Here is a 23,426-nt window from a genome sequence, read left to right on the forward strand (position 1 = left end):
GCAGTAGGCGAGTGATCCGCAGGACAGGACCTGGAGGTCAGGAACGGCGGAGCTTGCCGATCACGGCCTTGTACTTGGCCGCGGCCTTGCGGTTCTTGGTGGCCGAGATGGCGCAACCGCAGTAGGCCGAGCTCTCGTTGAACACCGACACGAACCGGATCGAGCCCGGGTCGGACTTCTGCCTCTGCGCCAGCCACGTGTAGGTCGCGTCGAAGAACCGGGGGTTGTCGCCGCCCGAGGCGCCGGCCTGGCCGGTGCCCGACGAGACGCTGAACTCGGCCAGGGCGAAGGGCAGGCCGCGGTCACGGGCGAAGTCGTACCAGTAGTTCCAGCCGTACTTCTTGGTGAAGTGACTGTCGATGTTGGCCTTGCTGGTGAAGGGCGCCCACCAGTCGTAGGCGTCCAGGGCGATGATGTCGACCTTGCCCTTCACGTACAGGCTCTCGACCTTGGCCACGGTGCCGTTCTTGGCCGGCCCCTCGTTCGGGTTGAACACGATCTGCAGCCGGGGAGCGGTGGAACGCAGCAGCGTCACGGCCCGGGAGAACTGCTTACGCCACTTCTGGGCATTCGTGGCGTGCGAGAAGCAGCAGTTCATCTCCCAGCCCAGGCGCACCAGGCCGTCCGGGTCGACCGCGGCGATCTTGCGGCCCAGGTCCTTCCAGTTCTGGTCGGTGCCGGCCCGGCCGTCGTCGGTCCACAGCGGCACCGACAGGATGAAGTCGTCACGCCGGGCCCGGAACGACGACGGGACGGACCCGGCCCACCAGTCGTTCAGTTGCTCGTTCCAGTTGGTGCGGGTGGTGTAGGCGGTGATGTTGTCCACCGGGGCGCCCCGCCACCGGGCGAACGACTGCGCCTGGGCGGCCGAGTGCTCGAAGAACCCGCCGTCGCTCCACGGCATCCCCGACGCGTACCTCGGGCTCGTGGCCTGCGCCGGGGTGATGCCGGCGGCGACGAGGGCCACCGTGGCCACGGCGGCGGCCTTGAACCGGCGGGCGCGTCTCATCAGGTCTCCTGTCTTGGGCTGCTTCAGACCAGTTCGGAGAGACTTCCGCCCAACTCGCGCGTAGCTGAGGCGAGTTCACCCAAATGCGCCGACCACAAACGTCCTTTGGTCGGTTTTCAGGAAGGTATGTGCGAGTTGGTGACGAGGTTCGGGAGTTCGACCCGGCCCACCTCTTCTCCGGCGCTGTCGTAGCCCACCAGTTCCGGCGGATCGACCTTCTCGTCGGCCTGGTACCAGAAGGCGAAGTTCGCTCCCGCGGCTATCGCCTCGCGCACGCTGCCGTCCTTGAACTGCAGTTCGGCCCGCACCGCGTCTCCGGCCGCCGAGACCATGGTGTGGATGCCGCCGTCGCTGCCGCCGCCCAGGTTGCCGAAGCTGCTCATGGCCTGCTGCTCGGCCGTGGGACAGGCGGAGGTGGTCCAGCTCGGCGTGGTGTCGGCCGGCCGGTCGAGGGGCCCGGCTTTCTCGAAGACGGTTGCGTAGCAGATCGTTCCGTCGGCTCCGGTGGCCTGCCAGACGCTCAGCACGGTGCCCGGTTCGGGCCCTGGACCCTGGGCGATGCGGCGAGCGTTCAGTTCGTTCACCGCCCCGTCGGTGTGGTCGCTCCAGAAGCTGAGCTGCTCGGCCAGCGGGCCGGAGATCAGCCCCTGAGCAGTAGCGACCCCGACGCCGGTGGGGATCAGCACCGCCGCCAGCGCACCGGCCAGGATCAGGCGGCCGCGCCGTCGAGGCGGCTTGGTGGCCGACCTGGCTTCCAGGATGCGCTCGAAGGCGGCGTTGCGTGCGGGAGTGGGCCAGAGCTCGTCCACGCTGGTTCGAGGCCGGAGCTTCTCCAGCTGGGTCTGCTCGTTCATTCGATGCCTCCTAGAGACGGGGACGGGCGGGGTTCGAGGGTTTCCCGGCCCTGACGAAGCCGGCTCCGCGCTCGGAACAGGCGGGTGTGGAAGGCGGGCACCGAACAGCCGGCCACCGCGGCGGCCTGCCGGGGCGACAGGCCGTCCCAGGCCGTCAGCAGCAGCGCTTCCCGTTCGGGAGCGGTCATCGCCGCCAGGATCTGCAGCATCGCCTCGCGCTCACCGGCCAGGACCTCGGCAGCCGGCGCCGGCTCGGCCACCGTTCGCAGGCGCTGCAGCTCATCGGCCACGCGGCCCTGCCGCTCGCGGGACCGGTGCTGGTTGGAGATCACGTTGCGGGCCACCACGAGCAGCCACGGCACCGAGTCCAGCCGCCGCCAGGCCACCAGGAACACCTCCGACACCACGTCCTGGGCGACGTCGGGGTCGGTGTGGCGCAGCGCGTAGGCCATCACCCGAGGGCCCCAGCGCAGCCAGAGCGCCTCGAACCGGTCGTCCGGCGACGGGGTCGATGTCTGTCTCACATTAGGTAATGTCCGGCCGAGGGTCAGGCTTACGCCAGGTTCTGGCACCCTTCCGGTCATTTCACCCCTCTAGCGTCCCGCCCCATGCGAACAGTCCTGCGTAACGCCCTGGCCGGTACCGGTGTGCTGGCCCTCACCCTGTCCCTCACCGCCACCGCGTCCCACGCCGACGGTCGCGGGGTCTCCAAGCCCACCCTCACCGGCTGGGCCTCGCTGCCCGCCGGAACGTTCGTGCCGGGCAGCGAGCCCTCCGGAGCCAAGGTCACCGGAGACACCCACGGCTTCGCCACCCCCTTCGCCGACCAGCCCGTGCAGGGCTTCTCCGGGATCGCGGACAACGGCGACGGCACCTTCGACGTGCTCTCCGACAACGGCTACGGCACCCAGGCCACCTCGGCCGACTTCCTGCTGCGCATCCACCGCCTCGCCCCGGCCTTCGCGAGCAACCAGGTCGACGTGCTCGGCGGCATCAACCTGACCGACCCCGATGGCAAGGTGCCGTGGAAGCTGACCCGCGACGACCGCGTCCTCACCGGGGCGGACTTCGACGTGGAGTCGATCCAGAAGATGGCCGACGGCTCCTACTGGATCGGCGAGGAGTTCGGGCCCTACCTGCTGCACTTCGACCGCGCCGGCCGGCTGCTGTCGGCCCCGGTCGCGCTCGACGGCGCGGTCTCGCCGGAGACCGCCACCCGCACCGGGGCCACCGCGACCCTGGCCAGCAGCAAGGGTTTCGAGGGCCTGGCCCAGTCACCCGACGGCAAGCGGCTGTACGCCCTGCTGGAGGGCACGGTCACCGGTGACCCGGCCGGCACGCTGCGCTTCAGCGAGTTCGACCCGCGCAAGGGCAAGTACACCGGCAAGAAGTACACCTACAAGCTGGACGACGCCGCCCACGCCATCGGCGACGCGATCGCGGTGGACGGCAACCGCTTCCTGGTGATCGAGCGGGACGGCGGCCAGGGGGCGACCGCCAAGGTCAAGAAGATCTACCTGGCCGACAAGCGTGACCGGGACAAGGACGGCGCGCTCGACAAGACCCTGGTGGTCGACCTGATGAACGTGGCGAACCCGCAGGGCCTGGGCGGATTCGGCAAGACCTTCACCTTCCCGTTCCAGACCATCGAGGACGTGGTGATCCTCGACAACCACACCATCGGCGTGCTGAACGACAACAACTTCCCGTTCTCCACCGGCCGCAGCGCCACCGAGGCCGACAACAACGAGTGGATCACCGTGAAGCTGCCCAAGTCGCTGGACGTGGACCGGCGTCTGCTGCGCTGATCCAGGGCTGACCTAGGCGTTTCTCCCGACTGGCTCAACCGGGCCCCGCCTCCGGCCGATGTCTGCTGGGTGTGGAGGCGGGGCGCACGTCATGACGCCGGTCTGGCCCGATGATGGCCAGAGGGGGGCGCAGCTACCGGGGGATGCCCCTGTGGCTGGCTCTGGCTGCCATCACCCTGCCCCCGTTGATCGTGGCCGCGGTGATGGGCGGCCTGCTGGTCCGGCGGGCCCAGGCCGACGCTCAGGAAGCCGCCGAGGCGCAGGAGCTCGTCGCCTCGGTGAAGCTGCTCGACGCGGCCCGCCGTGCCTCCGACGCCGAGGTCCTGCCCACTCTGCTGCTGGACGTACTGGCCGAGAAGGACGCGGCCAGTGAGCTGGGATTCCAGGCCACTCGGCGCGACCTGCTGAGCACCACCGAGCCCGCGGTGGTGCGGCAGCGCCGGGTAGCCACCGACCAGGCCCTCGAGGCCGTGCTCGACGCACCGCTGCCGCTGCAACTGCGGGGCGTGGTGATCGAGGCCCGTCAGACCCTGCTGGCCGCACGCCGGGCCGCCGACAACAGCAGCCAGGTGCTGGAGACCGTGGCCTCGGGCTACAGCCGCACCTCCGCCACCCTGGCCGCCGGTCAACGCTGGGCCACGGCCCAGGCGGTGGCCGCCGGACTGAGCAGCCACAGTGTCGCCGCGTTGCAGGATCTGACCCAGGTGGCCCAGCTCAGTGAGGCCGCGAGCCGGCAGCTGGGTCTGCTGTTCGCCGCGCGGGTGCTGCCGGGCGCACTGCGGGAGGAGGCCGAGCGCGGCTGGATGGCCGCGTGGGGCAAGTACACCGAGCTGGCCGACCAGGGCAACGAGCTGTCCAGCGCCCGGGTGCGGGAGGGCTACCAGCTGTTCCAGAGCACCCCCTCGGTGGCCGCCTTCTCCGACCTCCTGGCCCGTCAGGCGCTCGATCCGGGCACCGAGGTGGTGCGCACCGGGGCGCTGCCCGGGCTGGTCGACCGCAGTGGCACGCGGGACGACGCCGTGGCGGTGGTGCTGCAGGACGCGGTGGCCGAGGTCACCGACTCGGCCCAGGCCGACCGGGACGCCGCCCAGGCCCGCGAGCGCGCGGCGCTGGCCGGCTGCCTGGCCCTGGTGCTGCTGTCGCTGCTGATCGCCGGGCTGTTGTCGCGCTGGCTGACCCGCTCGATGAGCTCCCTGGCGGGCAGTGCCCAGCAGATCAGCCAGGGTCACCTGGTCGTTGCACAGGCCCAGGGCCCACGCGAGATGCGCACCGCCGCAGCTGCTCTGACCTCGGCCGTGGCCGGTCTGCGGCGTGTGCAGGAACAGGCCCGGGCAGTGGTCGACGGCGATCCGGAGGCGGCCCTGAGGCTACGGCCGTTGCCTGGACCGCTGGGGGAGGTGGTGCACGCCTCGATCGAGCAGATCGTCGACACCTTCCGGGCCCGCGAGGCCCTCCAGGAGGAGCTGGCCCACCAGGCCAACCACGATCCGCTGACCGGCCTGGCCAACCGGGCCCAGGTGCTGGAGCAGCTCACGGCCCTGCTCGGGGACGACGAGCCGGAAACCCACACCGGTGTGCTGTTCATCGACCTTGACGGGTTCAAGGCGGTCAACGACACCCATGGGCACGCTGCCGGCGACCGGGTGCTGATCGAGGTGGCGCAACGCCTTTCCGCCGGGCTGCGGCCCTCGGACGTGGTGGGCCGGTTCGGCGGCGACGAGTTCGTCGTGCTCCTGCCCAAGGTGCCGGGGATCGCTCCGCTGGCCGAGCTCGCCCAGCGTCTGGTCGCCGCGGTCAGCTGGTCGGGGCCGCTCGACGGGGGCGCCGACGGCGACCGCGGCGCAGTGCGGAACGTGCAGGTGGGCGCCAGTATCGGCGTCGCTCTCTCATCGCCCGACAGCACCGCCGACACCCTGCTGGCCGAGGCCGACCTGGCCGCCTACCGCGCCAAGCGGGCGGGCCGGGGCCGGGTCGAGGTCTTCGACGACCGGCTGCGCGCCGAGCTCTCGGAGCAGGCGGAGATGGAGGTCGCCCTGCGGGAGGGGCTGGAGGCGGGGGAGCTGCACCTGCACTACCAGCCGGTGGTGAACCTGCACACCGGCGTGGTGGTGGGTTTCGAGGCCCTGGCCCGCTGGGAGCGGCCCGGCGTCGGCCCGGTGCGCCCCGACATCTTCATCGCCGCCGCCGAGGCCTCGTCGCTGGTGTGCGACCTCGGACGCTGGGTGCTGCACGCGGCGCTGGCCCAGGTGACCCGCTGGAAGACGTTCGGCGAAGCCGGGTTCGGCACCGGAGAGGACGAGCCGACCATGGCCGTCAACATCTCTGGGCGGCACCTGAGCGACAACCGGATCCTGAACGACGTCTACGACGCGCTGAACGCGGCCGGGCTGCCCGCTTCGGTCCTGGTTCTCGAGATCACCGAGACCGTGCTGACCACCGACCCGCAGGTGCGTGAGCACCTGCGGCAACTGCGGGCCAGCGGGGTGCAGGTCGCGATCGACGACTTCGGCACCGGATTCACTTCGGTGGCGGCGCTGGTCGACACGCCCGCCGACATTCTCAAGATCGACCGCAGCTTCGTCGACTCCGACGATCCCGGGCACCACCAGCTGGCGACCCTGATCACCCGCGCCGCACAGACCTTCTCGCTGCGAGTGATCGCGGAAGGTATCGAAACACCCGAACAACTGGCCCGAGTCATGGCCGACGGTTGCGAAGAGGCTCAGGGGTACCTCTTCTCTCGGCCCCTGCCGCCCGAAGCGGTAGGGAGGCTTCCGGCGTCTCTAGTGCCACAAACGTCCTCTGGTTCGCTTCTGAAAGATCTGCCTCGGCAGGCCGAGGCGCCGGAGAACAGCGAACAGAGGACGAGTGTGCCTGGGGGTCCCGCATGAGCCTGTCGCGTCGAAGCTTCCTGCTCGGGACCGGGCTGGTCGCGCTGAACCTCTCCGGCTGCGGTGATTCGGGTGAGGCGGAGAGCTCGCAGGAGCTGACGTTCTGGTACTGGGAAGGCGCCCTTTCGGCCGCGGTGGTGAAGGACGTCAGTGCCAAGTTCGCCGACCGCGCCCGGATCAGCACCTCGTTGGTAGGTGGCGACTTCGCCCAGCGGCTGAGCACCTCGCTGCGCGCCGGTGAGGCGGTGCCCGACATCAGCGGTGTGAAGGGTGAGGACATGGCCTTCTTCCAGACCCAGGCCGACTACTTCCTCGACCTGAACACGCTGGGCGCCGAGGACATCGCCGGAACATTCGTGGCGGCCAAGTTCGCCCAGGCCACCACCGACGACGGCCGCCAGATCGGCCTGCCCATCGACCTCGGCCCGACCGCCCTGTTCCTGCGCGAGGACCTCTGGCGCAAGGCCGGCCTGTCGGTGGAGATCTCCGAGGTCAGTGAGAAGATGGCCGACTGGGACGGCTGGTTCGACACCGCGCACGAGCTGAAGTCCCGCCTGCCCGGCACTTTCGCCATCCGCAACTCCAACGACGTGTTCGGGGTGGCGCTGGCCCAGCAGACCAAGACCTTCGTCGACCGGACCGGTGCCTTCGTGGGCGACCAGGACGAGGTCAGGTCGGCCTGGGAGAAGGCCGTGCAGGCGATCGTCGACGGGCTGCAGGCCGGGATCTACGACGACACCGCTTTCGGAACCGCGCTGACGTCAGGCACTCTCACCGGACACCTGGGCCCGGCCTGGAACGGTCTGGACATAGCGTCGGCCGCGCCGAGCACCTCGGGGCGCTGGCGGGTTGCGGCCTGCCCTGGTGGTCCGGGGAACATCGGCGGCTCCTACCTGGCCATCCCCGCGCGCAGCCGCGACCCCGAGACCGCCTTCGCCTACATCGCGGAGCTGCTCTCGGCCGCCAACGAGGCCCGCGCCTTCACCGACTCCTCGGTCTTCCCGGCCGTGACCGCCGCCTACGACCTGCCCGCCCTGACCGAGGGCCAGAAATTCTTCGGCGGCCAGTCGACCATCGAGGTGTTCGGCCCCGCCGCCGAGCAACTGCCCATCGTCTACGAGAGCCCCCTCAACGCCGCTGCCCTGACTTCTTACTACAGCGAGCTGGCGAACATCGAGGGCGGCAAGGCCCCGGCCCAGGCCTGGAAGGACGCCGTCGAGGCGGGGCGGCGCACCGTCGAGGCCGGCCAGTAGCCGAAGTGCGGGAGATCTGGCCGCCGCCTACTGTCCGATGTGTGAGTTCTGCCGGAGATGATCAGCCCTCGGAGCCGGATGCCGTCCCGGACCTGTGGAAGTCATGGTTGTACGGGGTCTTTCTGTCGCTGGTGGGGGCGGTGGTCACCGTCGTCTTCCTGGTTCAGGCCATCACCGGTGGTCGTGAAGACAACCACTTCTACGCCTTCGCGCTCTGCTCGGGCATCATGACGGCCCTGTTCGGCGGGGTGACCTGGAAGGCCCGGCATATGGGCGCGCGCTCCTGGCGGGGGCGGAAAGAGGCTGGGCCTGCGCAGCCCGCCCACAGGCCGGTGAGCCTGAGCCAGGGGATGAAAGATCCTGTGGTCTGGCTCCTGCTCGGCCTGACCTTGAGCTTCGCGACTTTCAACATCTTCCTTCTCATCACCCGTGGCCCTGAGGACTCGTTCTGGCGGCCCGTGATCTACCTGGTTCTTCTGTCGTTCTTCAGCTGCCAGCTGGTGCTACGAAGGCTGCGCCACCTGGCCGGCCAGCTCGACGTGAACCGCCAGCCCCGCTGACCTACGACCAGAGTTCGAAGGGTTCGTCCACGGGTTCGCCGCGCAGCAGGGGGCCGATCAGGGCGGGCAGCTGACCTGGGTAGAAGCGGTCGGTGCTGGAGGTGAGCTCGGGCAGGGGCCACCAGCGGTGGGCGAAGTAGTCCTCGAGTTCGTAGTCCAGGCGGCCGGTCTCGTCCATCTCGGGTTCGGTCGCCGCCAGGCGCAGGAGGAGCACCACCTCGTCCTGCACATGGCGGGATTGGCGGTGGCGGAACGAGGCGCGCCGACGCCAGGTGGGCGGGCCGAACTGGTCTGCGCTGGCCACGAATCCGGTCTCTTCGTGCAGTTCCCGCACCGCTGCGTCGAGGTAGGTCTCTCCGGCGTCGATCCCTCCGCCCGGCAGCTCCCACCAGGTGCCCAGCTCCGGGTTCTCGATGTCGCGGGTGTGCAGCAGCAGGACCTGGTCGGCGGCGTCGATCACGACCAGGCGGACCGCACTTCGCCTGACCAGCGGCAGGTCATCGGGGTACATGGCGGCACGGTAGCCCGTTCACTCGCTGGGAACTCGCGCCGCCAGCAGGCCACCCCGCCAGGCCGACCCGGCCTTGGCCGCGGAGGCCCGCTTGTTCTCGTACATCCCGGCGTCGGCGGCCCGCATCAGGCTCTCCGGGTCCTGCGGGGGTTCGGTGCTCCAGGCCATCCCGGCGCTCACACCCACGGTCACCGTCTCGGGGCCGAGCCGGAACGGGTCGTGGAGGCAGTTGCAGAGGGCGGCGGCCAGGGCCGAGGCCTCCTCGGCGGCGCGCAGGCCCGGGGCCACGACGACGAACTCGTCGCCGCCCATCCGGGCCAGGAAGCCAGGTTCGGGCACGACCAGGCCGAAGCGCTCGGCCACCTGCACCAGCAGGGCGTCGCCGACGGCGTGGCCGTGCTGGTCGTTCACCGCCTTGAAGCCGTCCAGGTCGAGGTAGATCACCGCCAGGCCGGGGGAGCGGCCGGCCGGCCCCGCCAGCACCTCGCTCAGGCCGCGCCGGCTGAGGGTGCCGGTCAGCGCGTCGTGGGTGGCGGCGTGCCGCAGTTCGGCGTGGTGGTGGGCCTGCTCCTCGGCCAGCTTCTGGCGCAGGGCGTCGGACTTACGGGCCCGGCCGACGCCGCGCACCGTCATCAGGCTGCCGAACAGGGCCAGGATCACCGAGAGGTGGTGGCTGGTCGCGGCCGGGAACGCGCTGGGCATCACCCCGGTCTCGACCAGGTAGCCGGTCAGGCCGGTGCCGAGCAGCAGCATGACCAGGGCGACCGAGGCGGTGCGCCAGGAACTGTCGCGGCCGGCGATCTCGAGGGCCACGATGCCCATCAGGATCGGGTACATGCTGGGCAGGTGGGTGGTGGAGGCGGCCGCCCAGATGGCGATGCTGACCATGAACACGAAGAGCGCGCAGCTGCGGCCGTCGTGCGACCAGGCGGTGATGGCGGCCTGCACCGGCGAGGCGTAGAGCAGCAGGCAGCCGCCCCACACCACCATGGTCACCGGGAAGGACGCCTGGTGCTGGCCGAGCCCGTCGAGGATGAACCAGGCGAGCGCGCACAGCAGCAGTTCCAGGGCCAGAAACACCGCGGCCAGCAGCAGTTTCGGCCGAGCAGCCGGTTCCGGCTCCATCCCACCCTTTCGGCAGTCCCTGTCTGGCGTCGGCTGCCCGTCGGCCGGAGGAGGGCAGGCATGAACCCGGTTCACCTGTTCGCCGCACCGGGAACTCCGCATCACAACACGACAGCTGCCGGACAGGAAGACGGTCGGGTGTTCTGCCACTCCAATGGGCGGCTGCCCTGAGGCGGCCCGTGCCCCAGAGTGGTTACGGTGCGTGTATCCACGAATTCGGAGCGGAGTCGGTAGTGCAAGAGCAGTGGGTGTTCCTCGCGGTGATTGCGCTGCTCGTCGTCGGCGTGGCCGGAGGCGGGATCTGGGCGCGCCGGGCCTACCGGCGCCTGTCCGACCGGCACCAGTCGCTGGTGGTGGTGCACGAGTTCGTCCAGCAGGCCACGGTCACCGCCAGTGTGCGGGAACAGGCCCGCGGACTGCTGCTGCGCACACGTCAGCTCCTGCGGGCCGGCCGGCTCGAGCTGATCGTCTTCGACTACCACGACTTCGGCGACCGTCACATCCGGATCGGGGCGAACGACGCGTACGCCTCGACAGCCGTGTCCGGCGTCGGCGACCGACTGCTCGACCGGGTGATGGACACCGGGGAGCCGATGCTGCTGGCCCGGGGCACCCAGGACGTGGAAGCCCGGCAGTGGCTGCAGGCCCGAGGGGCCCGCGACGCCCTGGCGGTAGCGCTGCCCTCCAGCACCCGCGGTTGCATCGTCCTGCTCGACCGGCTCGACGGGGACACCTTCACCGACGACGACCTGACCATGGTGCAGACCCTGGCCAGTCATCTGGTGATGTCGCTGCGCGGTTCCCGGCTGGTCGAGCAGCTGACCCACGACGCCACCCACGACGCGCTCACCGGGCTGGGTAACCGCACCTTCCTCAGCCAGCGGGTCGAGACCGTCCTGTCCGGGCCCGGCCAGGTTCCCGAGGCGGCCGTGCTGCTGCTCGACCTGGACAAGTTCAAAGAGGTCAACGACGCGTTCGGACACCATGTCGGCGACGCGCTGCTGCGTGAGGTGGCCACCCGGCTGGTGACCACGGTGGGCGACCTGGGCACGGTCTCCCGGCTGGGCGGTGACGAGTTCGCCGTGCTGGTGGTGGGGCGGGAGGCGACCGACGCCGCGCCCACCCTGGCCCACAACATCCTCGAGGCCCTGGGCCGGCCGATCTCGCTGGTGGACGCCGTGGTCACGACCCAGGCGAGCATCGGGATCGGGCTGGCCGGCCCGGATCTCAGCGAGGCGGACGTGCTGCGGCACGCCGACACCGCCATGTACGCGGCCAAGGAGGGCCCCGACCCGGTGGTGGTGTACGGCGAGCACCTGGAACGCGGCCGCACCGAACGCATGCGGCTGCTGGCCGATCTGCACATCGCGCTGGAGCGTGACGAGATCAAGGTGTTGTACCAGCCGCAGCTGGACCTGCGCACGAACGCGATCCACAGTGTCGAGGCGCTGGCCCGCTGGGAACACCCGGTGCTGGGCTGGGTCAGTCCCGAGGTGTTCGTGCCGCTGGCCGAGTCCAGCGGCCTGATCGAGCAGCTCACCCACCAGGTGCTGGACCAGGCCCTGGCCCAGGCCCGGCGGTGGCAGGACGACGGCCTGGACCTGGCCGTGGCGGTGAACCTCTCGCCGCACAACGTGAACACGATGAGACTGGTCGAGGACGTGGCCTCAGCGCTGGCCCGGGCCGGGGTGCCGGCCGATCGGCTGGTGCTCGAGATCACCGAGAGCAGCGTGATGGCCGACCCGGACCGGGCCGTCTCCCTGCTGCAGCGACTGGTCGACCTCGGAGTGACGCTTTCTCTGGACGATTTCGGCACCGGCTACTCGAGTCTCGCCTACCTGCAACGGCTTCCGGTCAGCGAGGTGAAGATCGACAAGGCGTTCGTGATGGGGCTGGCCGATCCGGAGCAGGCGCACGCCAGTGCCGTCCTGATCCGCTCGATCCTCACACTGAGCGCGAACCTCGGCCTCGAGGTGGTGGCCGAGGGCGTGGAGGACGCCCAGACGCTGGAGCTGCTGCGCTCCGGCGGGTGCGACCTGATCCAGGGCTACCACCTGTCCAAGCCGGTGCCCGCCGACCGGGTGGCCGCCGTGGTCGAGCGGCACGGTGGCCGTGAGGCCGTCCGGGTGCCGGGGCCCCGCTCGCACCTGAGTGCGGTGAACGAGGACGGGACGCTCGGACGTCACCTCGCCTGATCTCTTACATGTGTTAAAGTTTTTACATGCGTAAGACCCGCCGCGAGAACCCCCTCGCCGTCCGCTCCCGGACGGCGCTGGTCGAGGCGGCGACCGGTCTGCTCGACGAGCGCAAGGCCGCCGAGATCTCGATCAAGGACGTGGTGGAGGCCGCCGGAGTCAGCCGGCCCACCTTCTACCAGCACTTTCCTGATCTGGGAGCGGTGTTCGCGGCGGCCGGCCTGATGCGGCTGGAGCAGTCGTTCGCCGACCTCGAACCGCCCTCGCAGGCCCCCGACGGGTTGCAGAGCGCCTTCGCCCCGGTGCTCGCGGTCATCGCCGACCGGATGCGCGAACACGCCGTCTTCTACCACCGGGTGCACGCCAGTCCGGGCGGGCCCGCCTACCACGCGCAGGTCGTCGCCTTCAGCGCGCAGCGGTTGCGCCGCGAGCCGTTGTTGCAACCCTGGGCGGGGCGGGACGAGGTGTTCTGGGAGTTCCTGGCGGCCGGTCTGGTCTGGGTGATCAACCGGCAGCTGGCCGCCTGGTGCACCGGCGAGCCTGGCCCGACCGAGGCCGACCTGGCCGGCGTCTTCGACTTCGTCTTCCGCACCACCACCTGAATCCCTCCGAAAAGAAAGCCGAGGCACTCCATGCGCGCCGTCGTCCACCACGAGTTCGGTGACCCGTCCCAGGTTCTGAACGTCGAAGACGTCCCCACCCCCGAACCCGGCGCCGGTGAGGTCCGCGTCCGCACGGTGCTCTCCGCCGTCCACAATCATGATTTGTGGACGATCCGGGGCACCTACGGTTTCAAGCCGGAACTTCCGGCGCGGGCCGGCACCGAGGCCGTCGGAGTGGTGGACGCGCTCGGTGAGGGGGTGGACAACCTCGAGGTCGGCCAGCGGGTCGCCTCCAGCAGCACCTTCGGGGTCTGGGCGGAGTACTTCGTCGCCCCGGCCGGCCGGCTCACCCCGGTGAACGACGAGCTGCCCGACGAGGTCGCCGCCCAGCTCGTCGCCATGCCGTTCTCGGCCCTGGCGCTGATCGACTCGCTCGACCTGCAGGAGGGCGACTGGCTGGTCCAGAACGCCGCCAACGGTGCCGTCGGCCGCCTGGTGGCCCAGCTGGCCAAGCCGCGCGGGATCAACGTGCTCGGCCTGGTGCGCCGGGCCGCCGGGGTGGAGGAACTGGCCGCCCAGGGCATCGGCAACGTGGTGGCCACCGATGGTGAGGGCTGGCGCGAGCAGGCCGAGAAGCTCACCGGCGGCGCCTCGGTCAAGGTGGGCGTGGACTCGGTCGGCGGTCCCGCCGCCAACGACGTGCTCTCGCTGGTCGGGCAGGACGGCACCCTGGTGGTCTTCGGCGCGATGGGCGCCCCGGTGATGGAACTGTCGTCCGGCGACATCATCTTCAAGAACGTCACGGTGAAGGGCTTCTGGGGCAGCAAGGTCTTCCCGGCCCTGGCCCCCGACCGTCGCGCCGCGCTGTTCGGCGAACTGGTCACCCGCGCGGGCGACGGGTCGCTGACGCTGCCGGTCGAGGAGGTGTTCTCGTTCGCCGACGTCCGCTCGGCCAACGAGGCCAACTTCCGGCCCGGCCGCAAGGGCAAGATCATGCTGCGGCCCTGACAAAGGGTGCGCGTCCGCGGTCTTCGGTGTCGTATCGTGACGGTCCGAAGAACGGAAGGACGCACCATCTCCAGCCCGCCTGAACCGCAGATCACGAACGTCCCCGGCTCGCCGGAGGGTTCGTGATGTTCGCCCCGCACGCCGAGTCCGCCCTGTTCTTTCCACCCGAACTAGGCACGACGGCGCTGGTTCTGTTGCTCCTGGCCGCCTTTGCGGCGGGCTGGGTCGATGCGGTGGTGGGCGGCGGTGGGCTGCTGCAGCTGCCGGCCCTGCTGCTGGTGCCCGGGCTGGCACCGGTGCAGGTGCTGGCCACCAACAAGCTGGGCTCGATCTTCGGCACCGCCACCAGCGCGATCACCTACTACCGCCGGGCCCGCCCCGACCTGCGCACCGCGCTGCCGATGGCCGGGGTGGCCCTGGGTGGCAGTTTCGCCGGGGCCTCGATCGCCTCGGCCCTGCCGGTGGCCGTGTTCAAGCCGGTGATCGTGGTGGCGCTGGTGGTGGTCGCGGCGATCACCCTGGCCCGGCCCGCCCTGGGCCAGGCCACGGCCCTGCGCTACTCGGGGTCGGCGCACTACCGGGCCGCCGTGGCGGTCGGCCTGGCGATCGGCGTCTACGACGGGGTGCTCGGCCCGGGCACCGGCACCTTCCTGGTGATGGCCATGGTCAGCCTGATCGGTTACGACTTCCTGCAGGCGAGCGCCAAGGCCAAGATCGTCAACTTCGCCACCAACCTGGGCGCCCTGGCGTTCTTCGTGCCCACCGGTGCGGTGGTCTGGGGCCTGGGCATCCTGCTCGGCGTGGCCAACCTGGCCGGTGGCTACCTGGGCGCCCGGATGGCGATCTCCAGCGGTGCCAAGTTCATCCGTGTGGTGTTCCTGGTGGTCGTGCTGGCCCTGATCGTCAAGGTCAGCCACGACATCTACGCGGAGAACTGGGGCTGAGCGGCAGCCTGGTGGGCCTCGCTGCCCTCCCGGTAGAACAGGTAGCCGCCGTGGTGCAGCACGTCTCCCTCGAACCGCCCGTCGGCTGAGAAGCCGGTGTCGTCGCGGTAGTCGATCTCGGTGCCGTTGACCCAGTAGCGGCCGGTGTAGGCCTTGAGCCGCCCGCCCCGGGCCTCCTCGTAGCGGCCCTCGGGCAGGAGCTCCTGGCGGATGTGGTTGTCGGCCGTGACCCACATGCCGACGTAGGGGTGCGTGGTGTTCTGAGTGCTCATGCCTCCAGACTAGGAAGACCGGCCCGATCGTTCCTGGCTGTGCTGCTCCCACCCAGTTCCCGCAGGGCCCGCAGGAACTGGTCGTTCTCGGCCGGTGTGCCGGTGGTGACCCGAAGGTGGCCGGCGACCCCGACGTCTCTGATCAGGACCCCGGCTTCCAGGAGCCGACGCCAGACGCCAGGAGCGTCGGGTACTTGGAAGAGCACGAAATTGGCGTCCGATTCGACCACCGTCAGCTCCAGGAAACGCATTTCGGCAATGAGCCGGTCCCGTTCCTTCTTCGTGTCCTCGACGTGCTGCAACAGGCCCTTCCGGTGACGCAGGGCCGCACCGGCAATGGCCTGGGTGACCGTGGACAGGTGGTAGGGCAGGCGCACCAGCTGTAGTGCGTCGATCACGCGCGAGTCGGCGGTCAGGTAGCCCACGCGTGCCCCGGCGAAGCCGAAGGCCTTGGACATGGTGCGACTGACCACCAGCCGCGGCCGGTTCTCCAGCAGGCTGAGAAGCGATTCTCCGTGGGAGAACTCGATGTAGGCCTCGTCCAGCACCAGAAGCCCGCCGAATGCGTCGTGCACCGCCAGCACCGTCTCTGGATCGAGGGAGAGGCCGGTGGGGTTGTTCGGCGTGCAGAGGAACACCACGTCGGGTTGTTCTTCGCGGATGAGCGCCACGGCTGCGTCCGGGTCGAGCGTGAAGTCCGGGCGGCGCGGTCCTGAGATGTACCGGGAGCCGGTGGATTCGGCGATGGTGCGGTGCATGGAATAGGTGGGCTCGAAGCCCAGAACTGTCCGCCCCGGACCGGCGTAGGCCTGCATCAGCTGCTGAAGGACTTCGTTGGAACCGTTGGCGGCCCAGACCTGTTCGAACGTGCGGGGCACGCCGGTGGGCTCGCTCAGGTATGCGGCCAGGGCGGTGCGCAGTTCGACGGCGTCGCGGTCGGGGTAGCGATTCAGATCAAGGACGGCCTTGGCCACCGACGCGGTGATGTCGGCGACCAGTTCGGGGCCGGGTGGGTAGGGGCTTTCGTTGGTGTTGAGCCGCACGGGCACGTCGAGCTGGGGTGCTCCGTACGGAGACTTGCCCCTGAGCTCCGGCCGGATCGGGGCGAGGGTCATGACGGGCTCTCCTTCGGTTCCAGGCGACTGCAAAGGTATGTATGTTTAAGACCCTGAGGGACGGACACGGCTTCGCGCAAGCCCGGATCTCGGTGCATTAAAGATCTAGATGTTCCAGGCCAGGCTGATGAGACCGGGAAGAGACAAGTCGGATGACCAACGACACCGCGAGAACGGTTGCCGTGCTGGGCAGCAGTGGCGGGAATCTGCGCAGCCACGGCGGTGACGACCCGGCCCGGCTGCTCGCCGAGGTAGCCCGCCAGGTCCGGGCGGCCGGCCTCGGTCTGGGCGTGGTCCAGTTCGTGGCGGCCCAGGCCTCGATGGACGGGATCGACGACTCGACCGCCGCTGAGCTGTGGGCCCTGGTCGAGGGGCGGCCGACGGTGGTCGCGCAGGGGCCGCTCAGCGAGGTCAACGTGGCCGCACGGGCTGCCGACGCCCAGCTCGCCGAGCGGGTGGAGTCCGGCGAGATCGACGCGCTGATCCTGGTCAGCGCAGATCCCACCGACACCAATGCGGCCACGGTGAGGGCCGCCGTGGCCCAGGGGCTGCCCGCGGCCGGTACCGGCGGCACCTCGATCGCCAACGCCCAGCAGGCGGGCCTCAACCTGGTGGCGGTCTCCGGCACCACCGGCACCACCTCGACCACCCGCGCGGTCTCCTACGTCGCGGGCCTGGCCCGGCACTGGAAGATCCGCTACCAGCCTCTCCTGGGCGGCTCGTCGGAAAGTTCAGCCGTCGAAGGGCCGGCCTGGAGGCGAATCAGCATCCGCGGGATCATGGTCGGTTCGATCCCTGCCTTCATCGCCCTGGCCCTGGTGCTGGCGATCAGCAAGATCCCCGGCCTGCAGAGCCTGACCGAGGTCTTCGACCTGCTGATGGCCGGTCTGCCGGTGGTGGTGGCCGCGGTGGCCGCCCGCCGGGTCTCCGCCCTGGACGAGGTCGGCCTGGTGGCCGGCGCCGTGACCGGGGTGCTGGCCGTCGAAGGGGGAATCCTCGGTGGGCTGGTCGGCGGTGTGCTGTCCGGCCTGATCGCGGCCCGGCTGATCGGCTGGACGCTGTCGAACCGCTTCCCGGCCACCACCGCAACATCGTCACCGGGGCGGTCGCCGGCCTGCTGCCCGGTCTGCTGGTGCACTACGCCCTCGCCCCGGTGACCAGCGCGGTGGGGGACGGGGTGAAGGACGGCATCGAGGCCGCCCTGGACTTCTCCCCGGTGATGGCCGGGGCCCTGGCCGGTGCGGCGATCTGGTTCGCGATCATCGGCGGGGTCTACCACTCGGTGATCCTGCCGCTGGTGCTGCTGGAGATGGGGCAGAAGGGCCACAGCTTCTTCGGCGCCGTCGACATGGTCGGCCTGGTCATGGTCAGCCTGGGGATCACGCTGGCCAACGCGGTGAAGCCGCGCACCAGCGGTGAGCGTGCCCTGGCCGGTTCCGGGGCGGCGGTGAACTTCTTCTTCGGCACCTTTGTCGAGGCCTCGTACCCGTTCATGTTCGGCGACAAGCGGATCTTCGCTACGGCGGTCGGTGCCTCCACCGTAGGTGGCGCCCTGGTCGGGGTTTTCGGAGTCGAGGCCTCGGCCTACCTGCCGGCGTTCATGGCCCCGTTCATCGCCACCAGCGCGGGCGGGATGGTCGTCGCGATGCTCGCCGCCGCAGGCCTGGCCTTCGTGTTCACCCTGCTGATCAATCTGCACCACCTACGCCGCACCGCCGCCTCGGCCCCGGAACCGGACTTGGCCCCGGCCGTGGTGTAGTAGACGGGAGATCCGGACGGGGCGAGGAGCAGGATGAGTCGGCGAGCGGGGGCACGGGTTCCGCTGCACGAGCAGATGTACACGGTGATCCGCGCCCGCATCGAGTCCCGCGAGTGGGGCCGGGGCCACCAGCTCCCGCCGGAATGGCAGCTGGCCGAGGAGTTCGGAGTCAGCCGGGGCACCACCCGTCAGGCCGTCACCCGCCTGGTCAACGAGGGCCTGCTCGACCGCTCGGCGGGCCGGGGCACCTTCGTGACCGGCGGGCGTCCACTGGCCTACCGGGTCAGCGACCTGCTCGGGTTCGGCCGCCGGATCAGCGAGAGCGGCCGGACACCGAGCTCCCGGGTTGTCCGGGTGGAGGTGACCGAACGCTCGGCCGCGCACGACAGCTTCGCCTTCGCCACCGGCGTCCACAAACTGCTCCTGATCGAACGGGTGCGCCGGGCCGACGACGTGCCGGTCGCGCTGGAGCAGATCCACCTGCCCTGGCCGCGTTTCGCCGGCCTGGCCGACATGGACCTGGAGAAGGCCGGGGTGTACGACACGCTGGAGGCCGACTTCGGCGTGGAGATCCAGCTCGGCGACTTCGACCTGACCATCGCCGATCTCGACGAGGAACAGGCCGGGCTGCTCACCGAGAGCCCGGGGGCGCCGGTGTTCCTGATGCAGGGCTCGGTGGTCGACTACCAGGAGACGGTGATCGCCGGGATCCGCTCGTACTACCGGCGCGACACGTTCTCGTTCCAGTTCGCGATGACCCGGCGCGGGCCCGGTCAGACCCCTGCCCGGCCGCTCAACCCGGTGCTCAGGCCGGGGGCAGGACTTCCCTGACCAGCTGCTGGTGGAGCCACTCGGCCGCCTGGGGCGGTGACCAGGCCAGCTCGTCGGTCAGGGTGAAGTACGAGGCGTTGCCCAGGTAGTACCAGAACACGTCGGCCGCCCGGTCGGCGCTCACCCCCGGCCGCAGGCCACCGAGTTCGTCGAGCCGGCGGGCGGCCAGCACCATTCCCTGGCGCATGCCCGCATTGGCCAGCGCCAGCGTCTCGCGTACCGCCGCCTCCTGCGGGGCCGCCGCGATCACCTGCCGCATCAGCGGTGACCAGCTCTCGAACATCGCCCGGGTGGCTTCGACCAGGTACGCCACCAGCTCGGCGGGATCGCTCTGGGCCAGGATCTGCTGGTACGCCTGCTCGGCCTCGCTGCTGTTCACGCCCTCCTGGATGAGGGCCAGCAGAAGCCCGCTCTTGCCACCGCCCACGGCGTACACGGTGGGGGCGGCGACCCGGGCCTGAGACGCGATGTCGTCGACCTTGGTGCCGAAATAGCCACGTTCCACGAAGAGTTCGCGAGCTGCGGTGAGGATGGCCTGCCGGGTGGCGGCTGCGTACTCCGCCCGTCGGCCGCCGGCTTTCTGAGGTGTCACTCCGTGATCGTAGCCTCGACCGGTCAGGAGAGTGCGCTACTGTCGATATAGTCCACTCTATTGAACTGGCCGAGATCAGGGAGTTGATCGACGTGCGCATCCTCTTCAGCAGTTGCCCGGCCTTCGGGCACCTGCTGCCCATGCTGCCGCTGGCCCGCGCGGCCGGACGGGCCGGTCACGAGGTGGCCTTCCTGACCCATCCCTCGATGGTGCAGCAGGTGCCCTCGTTCCCGGTGCTGGCCGCCGGGCCGAGCATCGAGCAGACGCTGGCCGAGGTGTTCCGTCGCTCCGGGGTAGACGCCCGGGACGTGCCGCTGGACGACAATGCCGCGGCCGCCCAGGCCCCGATCGACTTCTTCGTCCGGGCCCGGACGGATCTCGGCGCGGCCGAGGCGCTGGCCGCGGCCAAGGACTTCGTTCCCGACCTGGTGATCGCCGACATGGCCGACCAGCTTGGCCCTTTCGCGGCCGACGCCATCGGGGTGCCGTGGGCGCTGCACGGGGGCAGCCTGCCGCTGAGCCCAGCCCTGGCCACCTACATCGAGCAGGCTGCCGTCGAGCGGTTCGCACAGGAAGGCGTGGTGCGCACGCAGCCGGTGGCCTACTTCGATCCCTGGCCCGATGTGCTGCTCGAGCCCACCGACGCGTACCCGGCGGAACGCATTGCCGTGCAGGCCGAACCGCATGCGGGGGAGGGCCCGGTCTGGCAGCGCCCGCCGTTCCCGGGCCGGGAAGACCGCCCCACCGTGCTGCTGACCCTGGGCACCATCGTGGAGGAACCGCAGGCGCTCGCGGCGGCGCTGGAGTCGTTGTTGCAGCAGGACGTCAACGTGGTCCTCGCCCCGCACACCGACGTCGATCTCGAGGTGGACCCGTCCCGCGTGTGTGTGGCCGGGTTCGTGCCGATGCGCGATCTGCTCGACAGCGGCATCGACGTGGTGGTCAGCGCGGCCGGGGCCGGCACGGTGCTCTCGTCGCTGAGCGCGGGCATCCCGATGGTGCTGCTGCCCTTCGGTCTGGACAAGCCGATGAACTCCGCCCGGGTGCAGGCGGCCGGGGCGGGCCGGGTGGTCTCGTCGGCTCAGCAGGTCGGCCCAGCCGTGCACGACGTTCTCGCCGAACCTTCGTTCGCTGCAGCGGCCGCGCGGATCAGCGCGTCGGTGAAGGCGCAGAACACGCCCGACGCGGCCCTGGCCCTGCTGCTCGAGCGTCAGGCGTAGCGCGAGGCCAGCAGTGCGGCCCGGCGGTGCAGAGTTGCCCGCAGCGACTCGGGGGCCAGGGCCTCCGCGTCACTGCCCAGTTGCCACAGCGACCATTCGGCGTGCTGCGCGTTCTGGAAGGTGACCTCCAAGTGCAGCCAGCCCTCCTCGTCGGGATCGAGGGCCCGCACGGCCAGGGCGCTGTCGGCCAGCTCCTCGCGGCGGGTGGGGTTCACCCGGATCCAGGCGGTGAGCTGGTCGGCCGAAAGGAACCGGGCGCAGTGCTCACGCCACATCCGCTCCAGGTCGACGGCGGTGGAGCGCTGCGCTGCCTCCGGCAGACTCTCGGCGGCCAGCACCCGGGACAGCCGGTACGCGCGCTCCTGGCCGTTACGGGTGGCCAGCAGATAGCCCCGGCCCCGGGCGGTGACCAGGCCGACCGGCTCGACCGTGCGCCACTGCGCCGTCTGGTCGGTCGCGGCGTAGCGGATGCGCAGCCGTAGCCCTTCCAACACGGCCCGGCGCACCTCACCCATCGGCGTCGGCTCGGCCGGCGCCAACCCGTGGGCCAGGAGGTCGTGCTCCGGATCGACCAGGAGCCGGCGGGCCGCGTCTCCAGCCATCACCCGGTGCTCCTCCGGCAGCGCGTCCAGAACCTTGCGTACGGCCGAGGCCAGCGCCGAGCCGAGGCCGAACACCTGCTCCCCGCGACCGGACCCGGCCACCACCAGGGCCAGGGCCTCTTCGCGGTTCAGACCGGTGAGCTCGGTGGCGAAGCCCGGCAGCAGGGCGAACCCGCCGTTGCGGCCGCGCTCGGCGTAGACCGGCACGCCGGCCGCCGACAACGCCTCGACGTCGCGCAGCACGGTGCGGGTGGAGACCTCGAGCTCACGGGCCAGCGTGGGGGCGGTCATCCGGCCCCGGGTGCGCAACAACAACACCAGCGCCACCAACCGGTCTGCCCGCACGGGAAAAGCGTAACCAATACCTGACAGTCGGTGTCAGGTATTGGCTGGGATGGTGCTGCCGGTGGAGATTCCGAGGGGGATGGAGCACGACATGACAGTGCAGCGAAGTGCGGTCAACCCGGTGACCTGGTCGCTGGCCATGGGTTTCAACCAGGGAGAGCTGGTGTCGGGGCACACCCGCACGCTGTTCGTCTCCGGGCAGACCGCGATGAGCAGCGAGGGCCGGCCCGAGCACGAGGGAGACATGGCGGGCCAGCTGGGGCTCAGCCTGGACAACCTCGAGGCCGTGCTGCGGGAGGCCGGCCTGGCCCTGGGCGACCTGGTCCGGCTCAACGTCTACACCACCGACGTCGACCTGCTGTTCGAGCACTACGGGGTGCTGGCCGGCCGGTTGGCGGCCGTCCCGGTCGCCCCGGCCACCACCATGCTCGGGGTCACCCGGCTGGCGATCCCCGGGCAGCTGGTCGAGCTGGAAGGCACCGCGGTGAGCTGAAGGGTGGGCTGAGTCCGGGGAAGAAAGGCCGAAGGGCGCCACCGGTGACGGCAGCGCCCTTCGGTGAGAACTCCTGCGGCTCAGGCGACTCCGAAGCCGTCGGCGATCCGGTGGAAGCGGGCCGACTCCACCTTCTCGTTACGCCGGTACAGGGTGCGGGCCAGCACCCGGTGCGCCCAGCCGTTGGCCGGGTTCTGCTCGATCAGCCGGCGCAGGACCCGCTCGGCCTTGTTCAGCTGGGCGGAGTTGAAGTAGATCCGGGCCAGCAGCTCGAGGTACGACTCCGGCAGCGACTCGTACTTCTCGAGCGGGGCGGCGACCTGCGCGGCCTCGATCACCAGGCCCAGTTCGATCAGGGTCTGCGCGCGCCGGTAGCGGTCGTGGGTGCTCTCGTCGATGGTCAGGTTCTCGCTCACGGCCTGCTCAACCAGCCCGGGGCCCTGCGCATTCCAGGCTCGTTCCGGGGTCAGAAGTTGCCGGAGGCGAGGTCCTCGGCGGAGATCGGGTCGGCCGGGGCCTTGATCTTCAGCTTCTTGTTCCAGTTGGTGTAGATGCCGCTGGCCTCGGGGTCCTGGTAGGAGACCAGCTCACCGGAGCCGTCGGCCGCGATGTAGGTGGTGCCCTTCTCCGACTCGGTCTTCAGGCCGATGGTCTCGCGGCCGGCGATCTTCTTGCCCTCCACCCGGACCAGGTCGTCACCCTCGTACGAGAGGTCGACCAGGTCGGTGACCACGAAGTCGACGTCCATCACGTCGTACATGTCGGCCATGTCCTTGTCCTTGCGGGAGAACTCCATCCACCGCCCGGACATCAGGTCGATCACCGCCTGGTCGCCGGCCGCGATGTCCTTGAGCATGTCCTTGCCGGGACGGAAGTAGCCCTGCTCACCGATGATGGTGAGGTTCATCGAGCCTTCCTTGGGCACGGTCAGCTTGCCGGTGGCCCGCCCCGCCCGCGAGATCTTCATGTTGTAGCGGATCTTGCCGCCCTTGTCGGCGTAGGCCAGCTTGACCTGCACGGTCTTGGCCTTCTTGGCCTTCTCGTTGGCCAGGGCGAGGATCTCCTGCGGCTCCATCCCGGCGTACGGTTCGGCCGCGGCGTCGTCACCCTCACCCTCGGCGGCCGGCTGCGAGGCCTTGGACTCCGCGGTGGCCTTCGAGGCCGGCGCCTCGTCGTCGCCGCCACCGCAACCGGCCAGGATCAGGGAGCCGGCCAGGGCCGAGGCGATGGTGACGGTGATGGAGCGGGCGGTGCGGGACCGGCTGACACTGGCAGACAAGGCGAATCCGTTCGCTGGGACTGAGCGCGCCTGTCCGGATCGGCCGGGGCGCCGCACTACGCACGTGCCCGCCGAGCTTAAGTTTCGCTTGAGGCGAGTGAGGCCTGTTTACCCAATTTCTCCCCGGCTGATTCTCAGCCGATTCTCAGGTTGCGCCG

At 70.2% G+C, this 23,426-nt stretch carries 24 protein-coding genes; 13 read left to right on the forward strand and 11 right to left on the reverse strand.

Going from position 1 to position 23,426, the window contains the following annotated elements:
- Positions 1–37: 37 nt before the first annotated feature.
- The 3 genes from QSK18_RS14035 to QSK18_RS14045 form a co-directional block, all read right to left on the reverse strand.
- On the reverse strand, positions 38–1,009 hold the full coding sequence (locus QSK18_RS14035; RefSeq protein WP_285619425.1) for a glycoside hydrolase family 26 protein: 972 nt from the start codon (positions 1,007–1,009) through the stop codon (positions 38–40).
- A 116-nt stretch (positions 1,010–1,125) separates the two neighbouring features.
- Entirely contained in the window at positions 1,126–1,863 is a 738-nt protein-coding gene (locus tag QSK18_RS14040; RefSeq protein ID WP_285619427.1) for a hypothetical protein, read from the reverse strand.
- Positions 1,860–2,387, reverse strand: coding sequence for an RNA polymerase sigma factor (locus QSK18_RS14045; protein ID WP_285619429.1), 528 nt, complete (start codon positions 2,385–2,387; stop codon positions 1,860–1,862). Before QSK18_RS14045 ends, QSK18_RS14040 begins: the two co-directional genes overlap by 4 nt.
- An 84-nt stretch (positions 2,388–2,471) precedes the next feature.
- Here QSK18_RS14045 and QSK18_RS14050 point away from each other — a divergent pair, with 84 nt between their 5' ends.
- The 4 genes from QSK18_RS14050 to QSK18_RS14065 all read left to right on the forward strand — a co-directional run bounded on the left by QSK18_RS14050 (position 2,472) and on the right by QSK18_RS14065 (position 8,375).
- The gene (locus QSK18_RS14050; protein WP_285619431.1) at positions 2,472–3,671 is read left to right on the forward strand and encodes an esterase-like activity of phytase family protein; all 1,200 of its coding nucleotides are present in this window, start codon (positions 2,472–2,474) and stop codon (positions 3,669–3,671) included.
- 143 nt (positions 3,672–3,814) lie between these two features.
- Positions 3,815–6,562 carry an EAL domain-containing protein gene (locus QSK18_RS14055; protein ID WP_232812453.1) on the forward strand — a complete coding sequence of 916 codons (2,748 nt, stop codon included), beginning with the start codon at positions 3,815–3,817 and terminating at the stop codon, positions 6,560–6,562.
- On the forward strand, positions 6,559–7,815 hold the full coding sequence (locus QSK18_RS14060; RefSeq protein ID WP_285619432.1) for an ABC transporter substrate-binding protein: 1,257 nt from the start codon (positions 6,559–6,561) through the stop codon (positions 7,813–7,815). Before QSK18_RS14055 ends, QSK18_RS14060 begins: the two co-directional genes overlap by 4 nt.
- A 41-nt stretch (positions 7,816–7,856) precedes the next feature.
- Positions 7,857–8,375 carry a hypothetical protein gene (locus QSK18_RS14065; protein WP_285619433.1) on the forward strand — a complete coding sequence of 173 codons (519 nt, stop codon included), beginning with the start codon at positions 7,857–7,859 and terminating at the stop codon, positions 8,373–8,375.
- A gap of 1 nt (position 8,376) precedes the next feature.
- Here QSK18_RS14065 and QSK18_RS14070 read toward each other — a convergent pair whose 3' ends face one another.
- Both QSK18_RS14070 and QSK18_RS14075 read right to left on the reverse strand, forming a co-directional pair.
- Positions 8,377–8,886, reverse strand: coding sequence for an NUDIX hydrolase (locus QSK18_RS14070; RefSeq protein ID WP_285619436.1), 510 nt, complete (start codon positions 8,884–8,886; stop codon positions 8,377–8,379).
- 18 nt (positions 8,887–8,904) lie between these two features.
- Positions 8,905–10,011, reverse strand: a complete 1,107-nt coding sequence (locus tag QSK18_RS14075; RefSeq protein ID WP_232812457.1) for a GGDEF domain-containing protein — start codon at positions 10,009–10,011, stop codon at positions 8,905–8,907.
- Positions 10,012–10,244: 233 nt separating this feature from the next.
- Here QSK18_RS14075 and QSK18_RS14080 point away from each other — a divergent pair, with 233 nt between their 5' ends.
- The 4 genes from QSK18_RS14080 to QSK18_RS14095 all read left to right on the forward strand — a co-directional run bounded on the left by QSK18_RS14080 (position 10,245) and on the right by QSK18_RS14095 (position 14,760).
- Positions 10,245–12,206 carry a putative bifunctional diguanylate cyclase/phosphodiesterase gene (locus tag QSK18_RS14080; protein ID WP_285619438.1) on the forward strand — a complete coding sequence of 654 codons (1,962 nt, stop codon included), beginning with the start codon at positions 10,245–10,247 and terminating at the stop codon, positions 12,204–12,206.
- A 26-nt stretch (positions 12,207–12,232) separates the two neighbouring features.
- A complete protein-coding gene (locus QSK18_RS14085; RefSeq protein ID WP_285619440.1) occupies positions 12,233–12,808 on the forward strand; it encodes a TetR/AcrR family transcriptional regulator in 576 nt (191 codons plus the stop codon).
- Positions 12,809–12,838: 30 nt separating this feature from the next.
- Positions 12,839–13,816 carry a zinc-binding dehydrogenase gene (locus QSK18_RS14090; RefSeq protein ID WP_285619442.1) on the forward strand — a complete coding sequence of 326 codons (978 nt, stop codon included), beginning with the start codon at positions 12,839–12,841 and terminating at the stop codon, positions 13,814–13,816.
- Between the two features lie 125 nt (positions 13,817–13,941).
- A complete protein-coding gene (locus tag QSK18_RS14095) occupies positions 13,942–14,760 on the forward strand; it encodes a sulfite exporter TauE/SafE family protein (RefSeq protein WP_285619443.1) in 819 nt (272 codons plus the stop codon).
- Here the strand turns inward: QSK18_RS14095 and QSK18_RS14100 are convergent.
- On the reverse strand, positions 14,739–15,032 hold the full coding sequence (locus QSK18_RS14100; RefSeq protein WP_232812462.1) for an Atu4866 domain-containing protein: 294 nt from the start codon (positions 15,030–15,032) through the stop codon (positions 14,739–14,741). The two genes, QSK18_RS14095 and QSK18_RS14100, sit on opposite strands and share 22 nt — an antisense overlap.
- Positions 15,029–16,147, reverse strand: coding sequence for a histidinol-phosphate transaminase (locus QSK18_RS14105; protein ID WP_285619445.1), 1,119 nt, complete (start codon positions 16,145–16,147; stop codon positions 15,029–15,031). The genes QSK18_RS14100 and QSK18_RS14105 overlap by 4 nt, the downstream gene beginning before the upstream one ends.
- A 152-nt stretch (positions 16,148–16,299) precedes the next feature.
- Here QSK18_RS14105 and QSK18_RS14110 point away from each other — a divergent pair, with 152 nt between their 5' ends.
- Genes QSK18_RS14110 through QSK18_RS14120 form a run of 3 tightly spaced genes read left to right on the forward strand, consistent with a single transcriptional unit; the run spans position 16,300 to position 18,737 of the window.
- On the forward strand, positions 16,300–17,304 hold the full coding sequence (locus QSK18_RS14110; protein WP_285619446.1) for a hypothetical protein: 1,005 nt from the start codon (positions 16,300–16,302) through the stop codon (positions 17,302–17,304).
- Entirely contained in the window at positions 17,280–17,906 is a 627-nt protein-coding gene (locus QSK18_RS14115) for a hypothetical protein (protein WP_285619448.1), read from the forward strand. The genes QSK18_RS14110 and QSK18_RS14115 overlap by 25 nt, the downstream gene beginning before the upstream one ends.
- A 33-nt stretch (positions 17,907–17,939) precedes the next feature.
- Entirely contained in the window at positions 17,940–18,737 is a 798-nt protein-coding gene (locus QSK18_RS14120; RefSeq protein ID WP_232812465.1) for a GntR family transcriptional regulator, read from the forward strand.
- Here the strand turns inward: QSK18_RS14120 and QSK18_RS14125 are convergent.
- Positions 18,712–19,329: a TetR/AcrR family transcriptional regulator gene (locus QSK18_RS14125; protein ID WP_232812466.1), complete on the reverse strand. Its 618-nt coding sequence runs from the start codon at positions 19,327–19,329 to the stop codon at positions 18,712–18,714. The genes QSK18_RS14120 and QSK18_RS14125 overlap by 26 nt on opposite strands.
- 92 nt (positions 19,330–19,421) lie before the next feature.
- Between QSK18_RS14125 and QSK18_RS14130 the strand changes: the two genes are divergently transcribed.
- Positions 19,422–20,549, forward strand: a complete 1,128-nt coding sequence (locus QSK18_RS14130; protein WP_285619452.1) for a glycosyltransferase — start codon at positions 19,422–19,424, stop codon at positions 20,547–20,549.
- Here QSK18_RS14130 and QSK18_RS14135 read toward each other — a convergent pair.
- Positions 20,540–21,496, reverse strand: coding sequence for a helix-turn-helix transcriptional regulator (locus QSK18_RS14135; protein ID WP_285619455.1), 957 nt, complete (start codon positions 21,494–21,496; stop codon positions 20,540–20,542). The two genes, QSK18_RS14130 and QSK18_RS14135, sit on opposite strands and share 10 nt — an antisense overlap.
- A 91-nt stretch (positions 21,497–21,587) precedes the next feature.
- On the opposite strand from QSK18_RS14135, the gene QSK18_RS14140 reads away from it, so the two are divergent.
- On the forward strand, positions 21,588–21,989 hold the full coding sequence (locus QSK18_RS14140) for a RidA family protein (RefSeq protein WP_232812469.1): 402 nt from the start codon (positions 21,588–21,590) through the stop codon (positions 21,987–21,989).
- An 80-nt stretch (positions 21,990–22,069) separates the two neighbouring features.
- Here QSK18_RS14140 and QSK18_RS14145 read toward each other — a convergent pair whose 3' ends face one another.
- Positions 22,070–22,405 carry a tetratricopeptide repeat protein gene (locus QSK18_RS14145; protein ID WP_232812470.1) on the reverse strand — a complete coding sequence of 112 codons (336 nt, stop codon included), beginning with the start codon at positions 22,403–22,405 and terminating at the stop codon, positions 22,070–22,072.
- A gap of 50 nt (positions 22,406–22,455) precedes the next feature.
- A complete protein-coding gene (locus QSK18_RS14150; RefSeq protein WP_232812471.1) occupies positions 22,456–23,268 on the reverse strand; it encodes a hypothetical protein in 813 nt (270 codons plus the stop codon).
- Positions 23,269–23,426: the final 158 nt, after the last annotated feature.

Source organism: Kineosporia sp. NBRC 101677 (assembly GCF_030269265.1).
Taxonomy (GTDB): domain Bacteria; phylum Actinomycetota; class Actinomycetes; order Actinomycetales; family Kineosporiaceae; genus Kineosporia; species Kineosporia rhizophila.

Bases quoted from the DNA above. Each gene is read 5' to 3' on its own strand.
- QSK18_RS14035 (WP_285619425.1), bottom strand. From the start codon at position 1,009: ATGAGACGCGCCCGCCGGTTCAAGGCCGCCGCCGTGGCCACGGTGGCC.
- QSK18_RS14040 (WP_285619427.1), bottom strand. From the start codon at position 1,863: ATGAACGAGCAGACCCAGCTGGAGAAGCTCCGGCCTCGAACCAGCGTG.
- QSK18_RS14050 (WP_285619431.1), top strand. From the start codon at position 2,472: ATGCGAACAGTCCTGCGTAACGCCCTGGCCGGTACCGGTGTGCTGGCC.
- QSK18_RS14055 (WP_232812453.1), top strand. From the start codon at position 3,815: ATGCCCCTGTGGCTGGCTCTGGCTGCCATCACCCTGCCCCCGTTGATC.
- QSK18_RS14060 (WP_285619432.1), top strand. From the start codon at position 6,559: ATGAGCCTGTCGCGTCGAAGCTTCCTGCTCGGGACCGGGCTGGTCGCG.
- QSK18_RS14070 (WP_285619436.1), bottom strand. From the start codon at position 8,886: ATGTACCCCGATGACCTGCCGCTGGTCAGGCGAAGTGCGGTCCGCCTG.
- QSK18_RS14075 (WP_232812457.1), bottom strand. From the start codon at position 10,011: ATGGAGCCGGAACCGGCTGCTCGGCCGAAACTGCTGCTGGCCGCGGTG.
- QSK18_RS14085 (WP_285619440.1), top strand. From the start codon at position 12,233: ATGCGTAAGACCCGCCGCGAGAACCCCCTCGCCGTCCGCTCCCGGACG.
- QSK18_RS14090 (WP_285619442.1), top strand. From the start codon at position 12,839: ATGCGCGCCGTCGTCCACCACGAGTTCGGTGACCCGTCCCAGGTTCTG.
- QSK18_RS14095 (WP_285619443.1), top strand. From the start codon at position 13,942: ATGTTCGCCCCGCACGCCGAGTCCGCCCTGTTCTTTCCACCCGAACTA.
- QSK18_RS14100 (WP_232812462.1), bottom strand. From the start codon at position 15,032: ATGAGCACTCAGAACACCACGCACCCCTACGTCGGCATGTGGGTCACG.
- QSK18_RS14105 (WP_285619445.1), bottom strand. From the start codon at position 16,147: ATGACCCTCGCCCCGATCCGGCCGGAGCTCAGGGGCAAGTCTCCGTAC.
- QSK18_RS14110 (WP_285619446.1), top strand. From the start codon at position 16,300: ATGACCAACGACACCGCGAGAACGGTTGCCGTGCTGGGCAGCAGTGGC.
- QSK18_RS14120 (WP_232812465.1), top strand. From the start codon at position 17,940: ATGAGTCGGCGAGCGGGGGCACGGGTTCCGCTGCACGAGCAGATGTAC.
- QSK18_RS14140 (WP_232812469.1), top strand. From the start codon at position 21,588: ATGACAGTGCAGCGAAGTGCGGTCAACCCGGTGACCTGGTCGCTGGCC.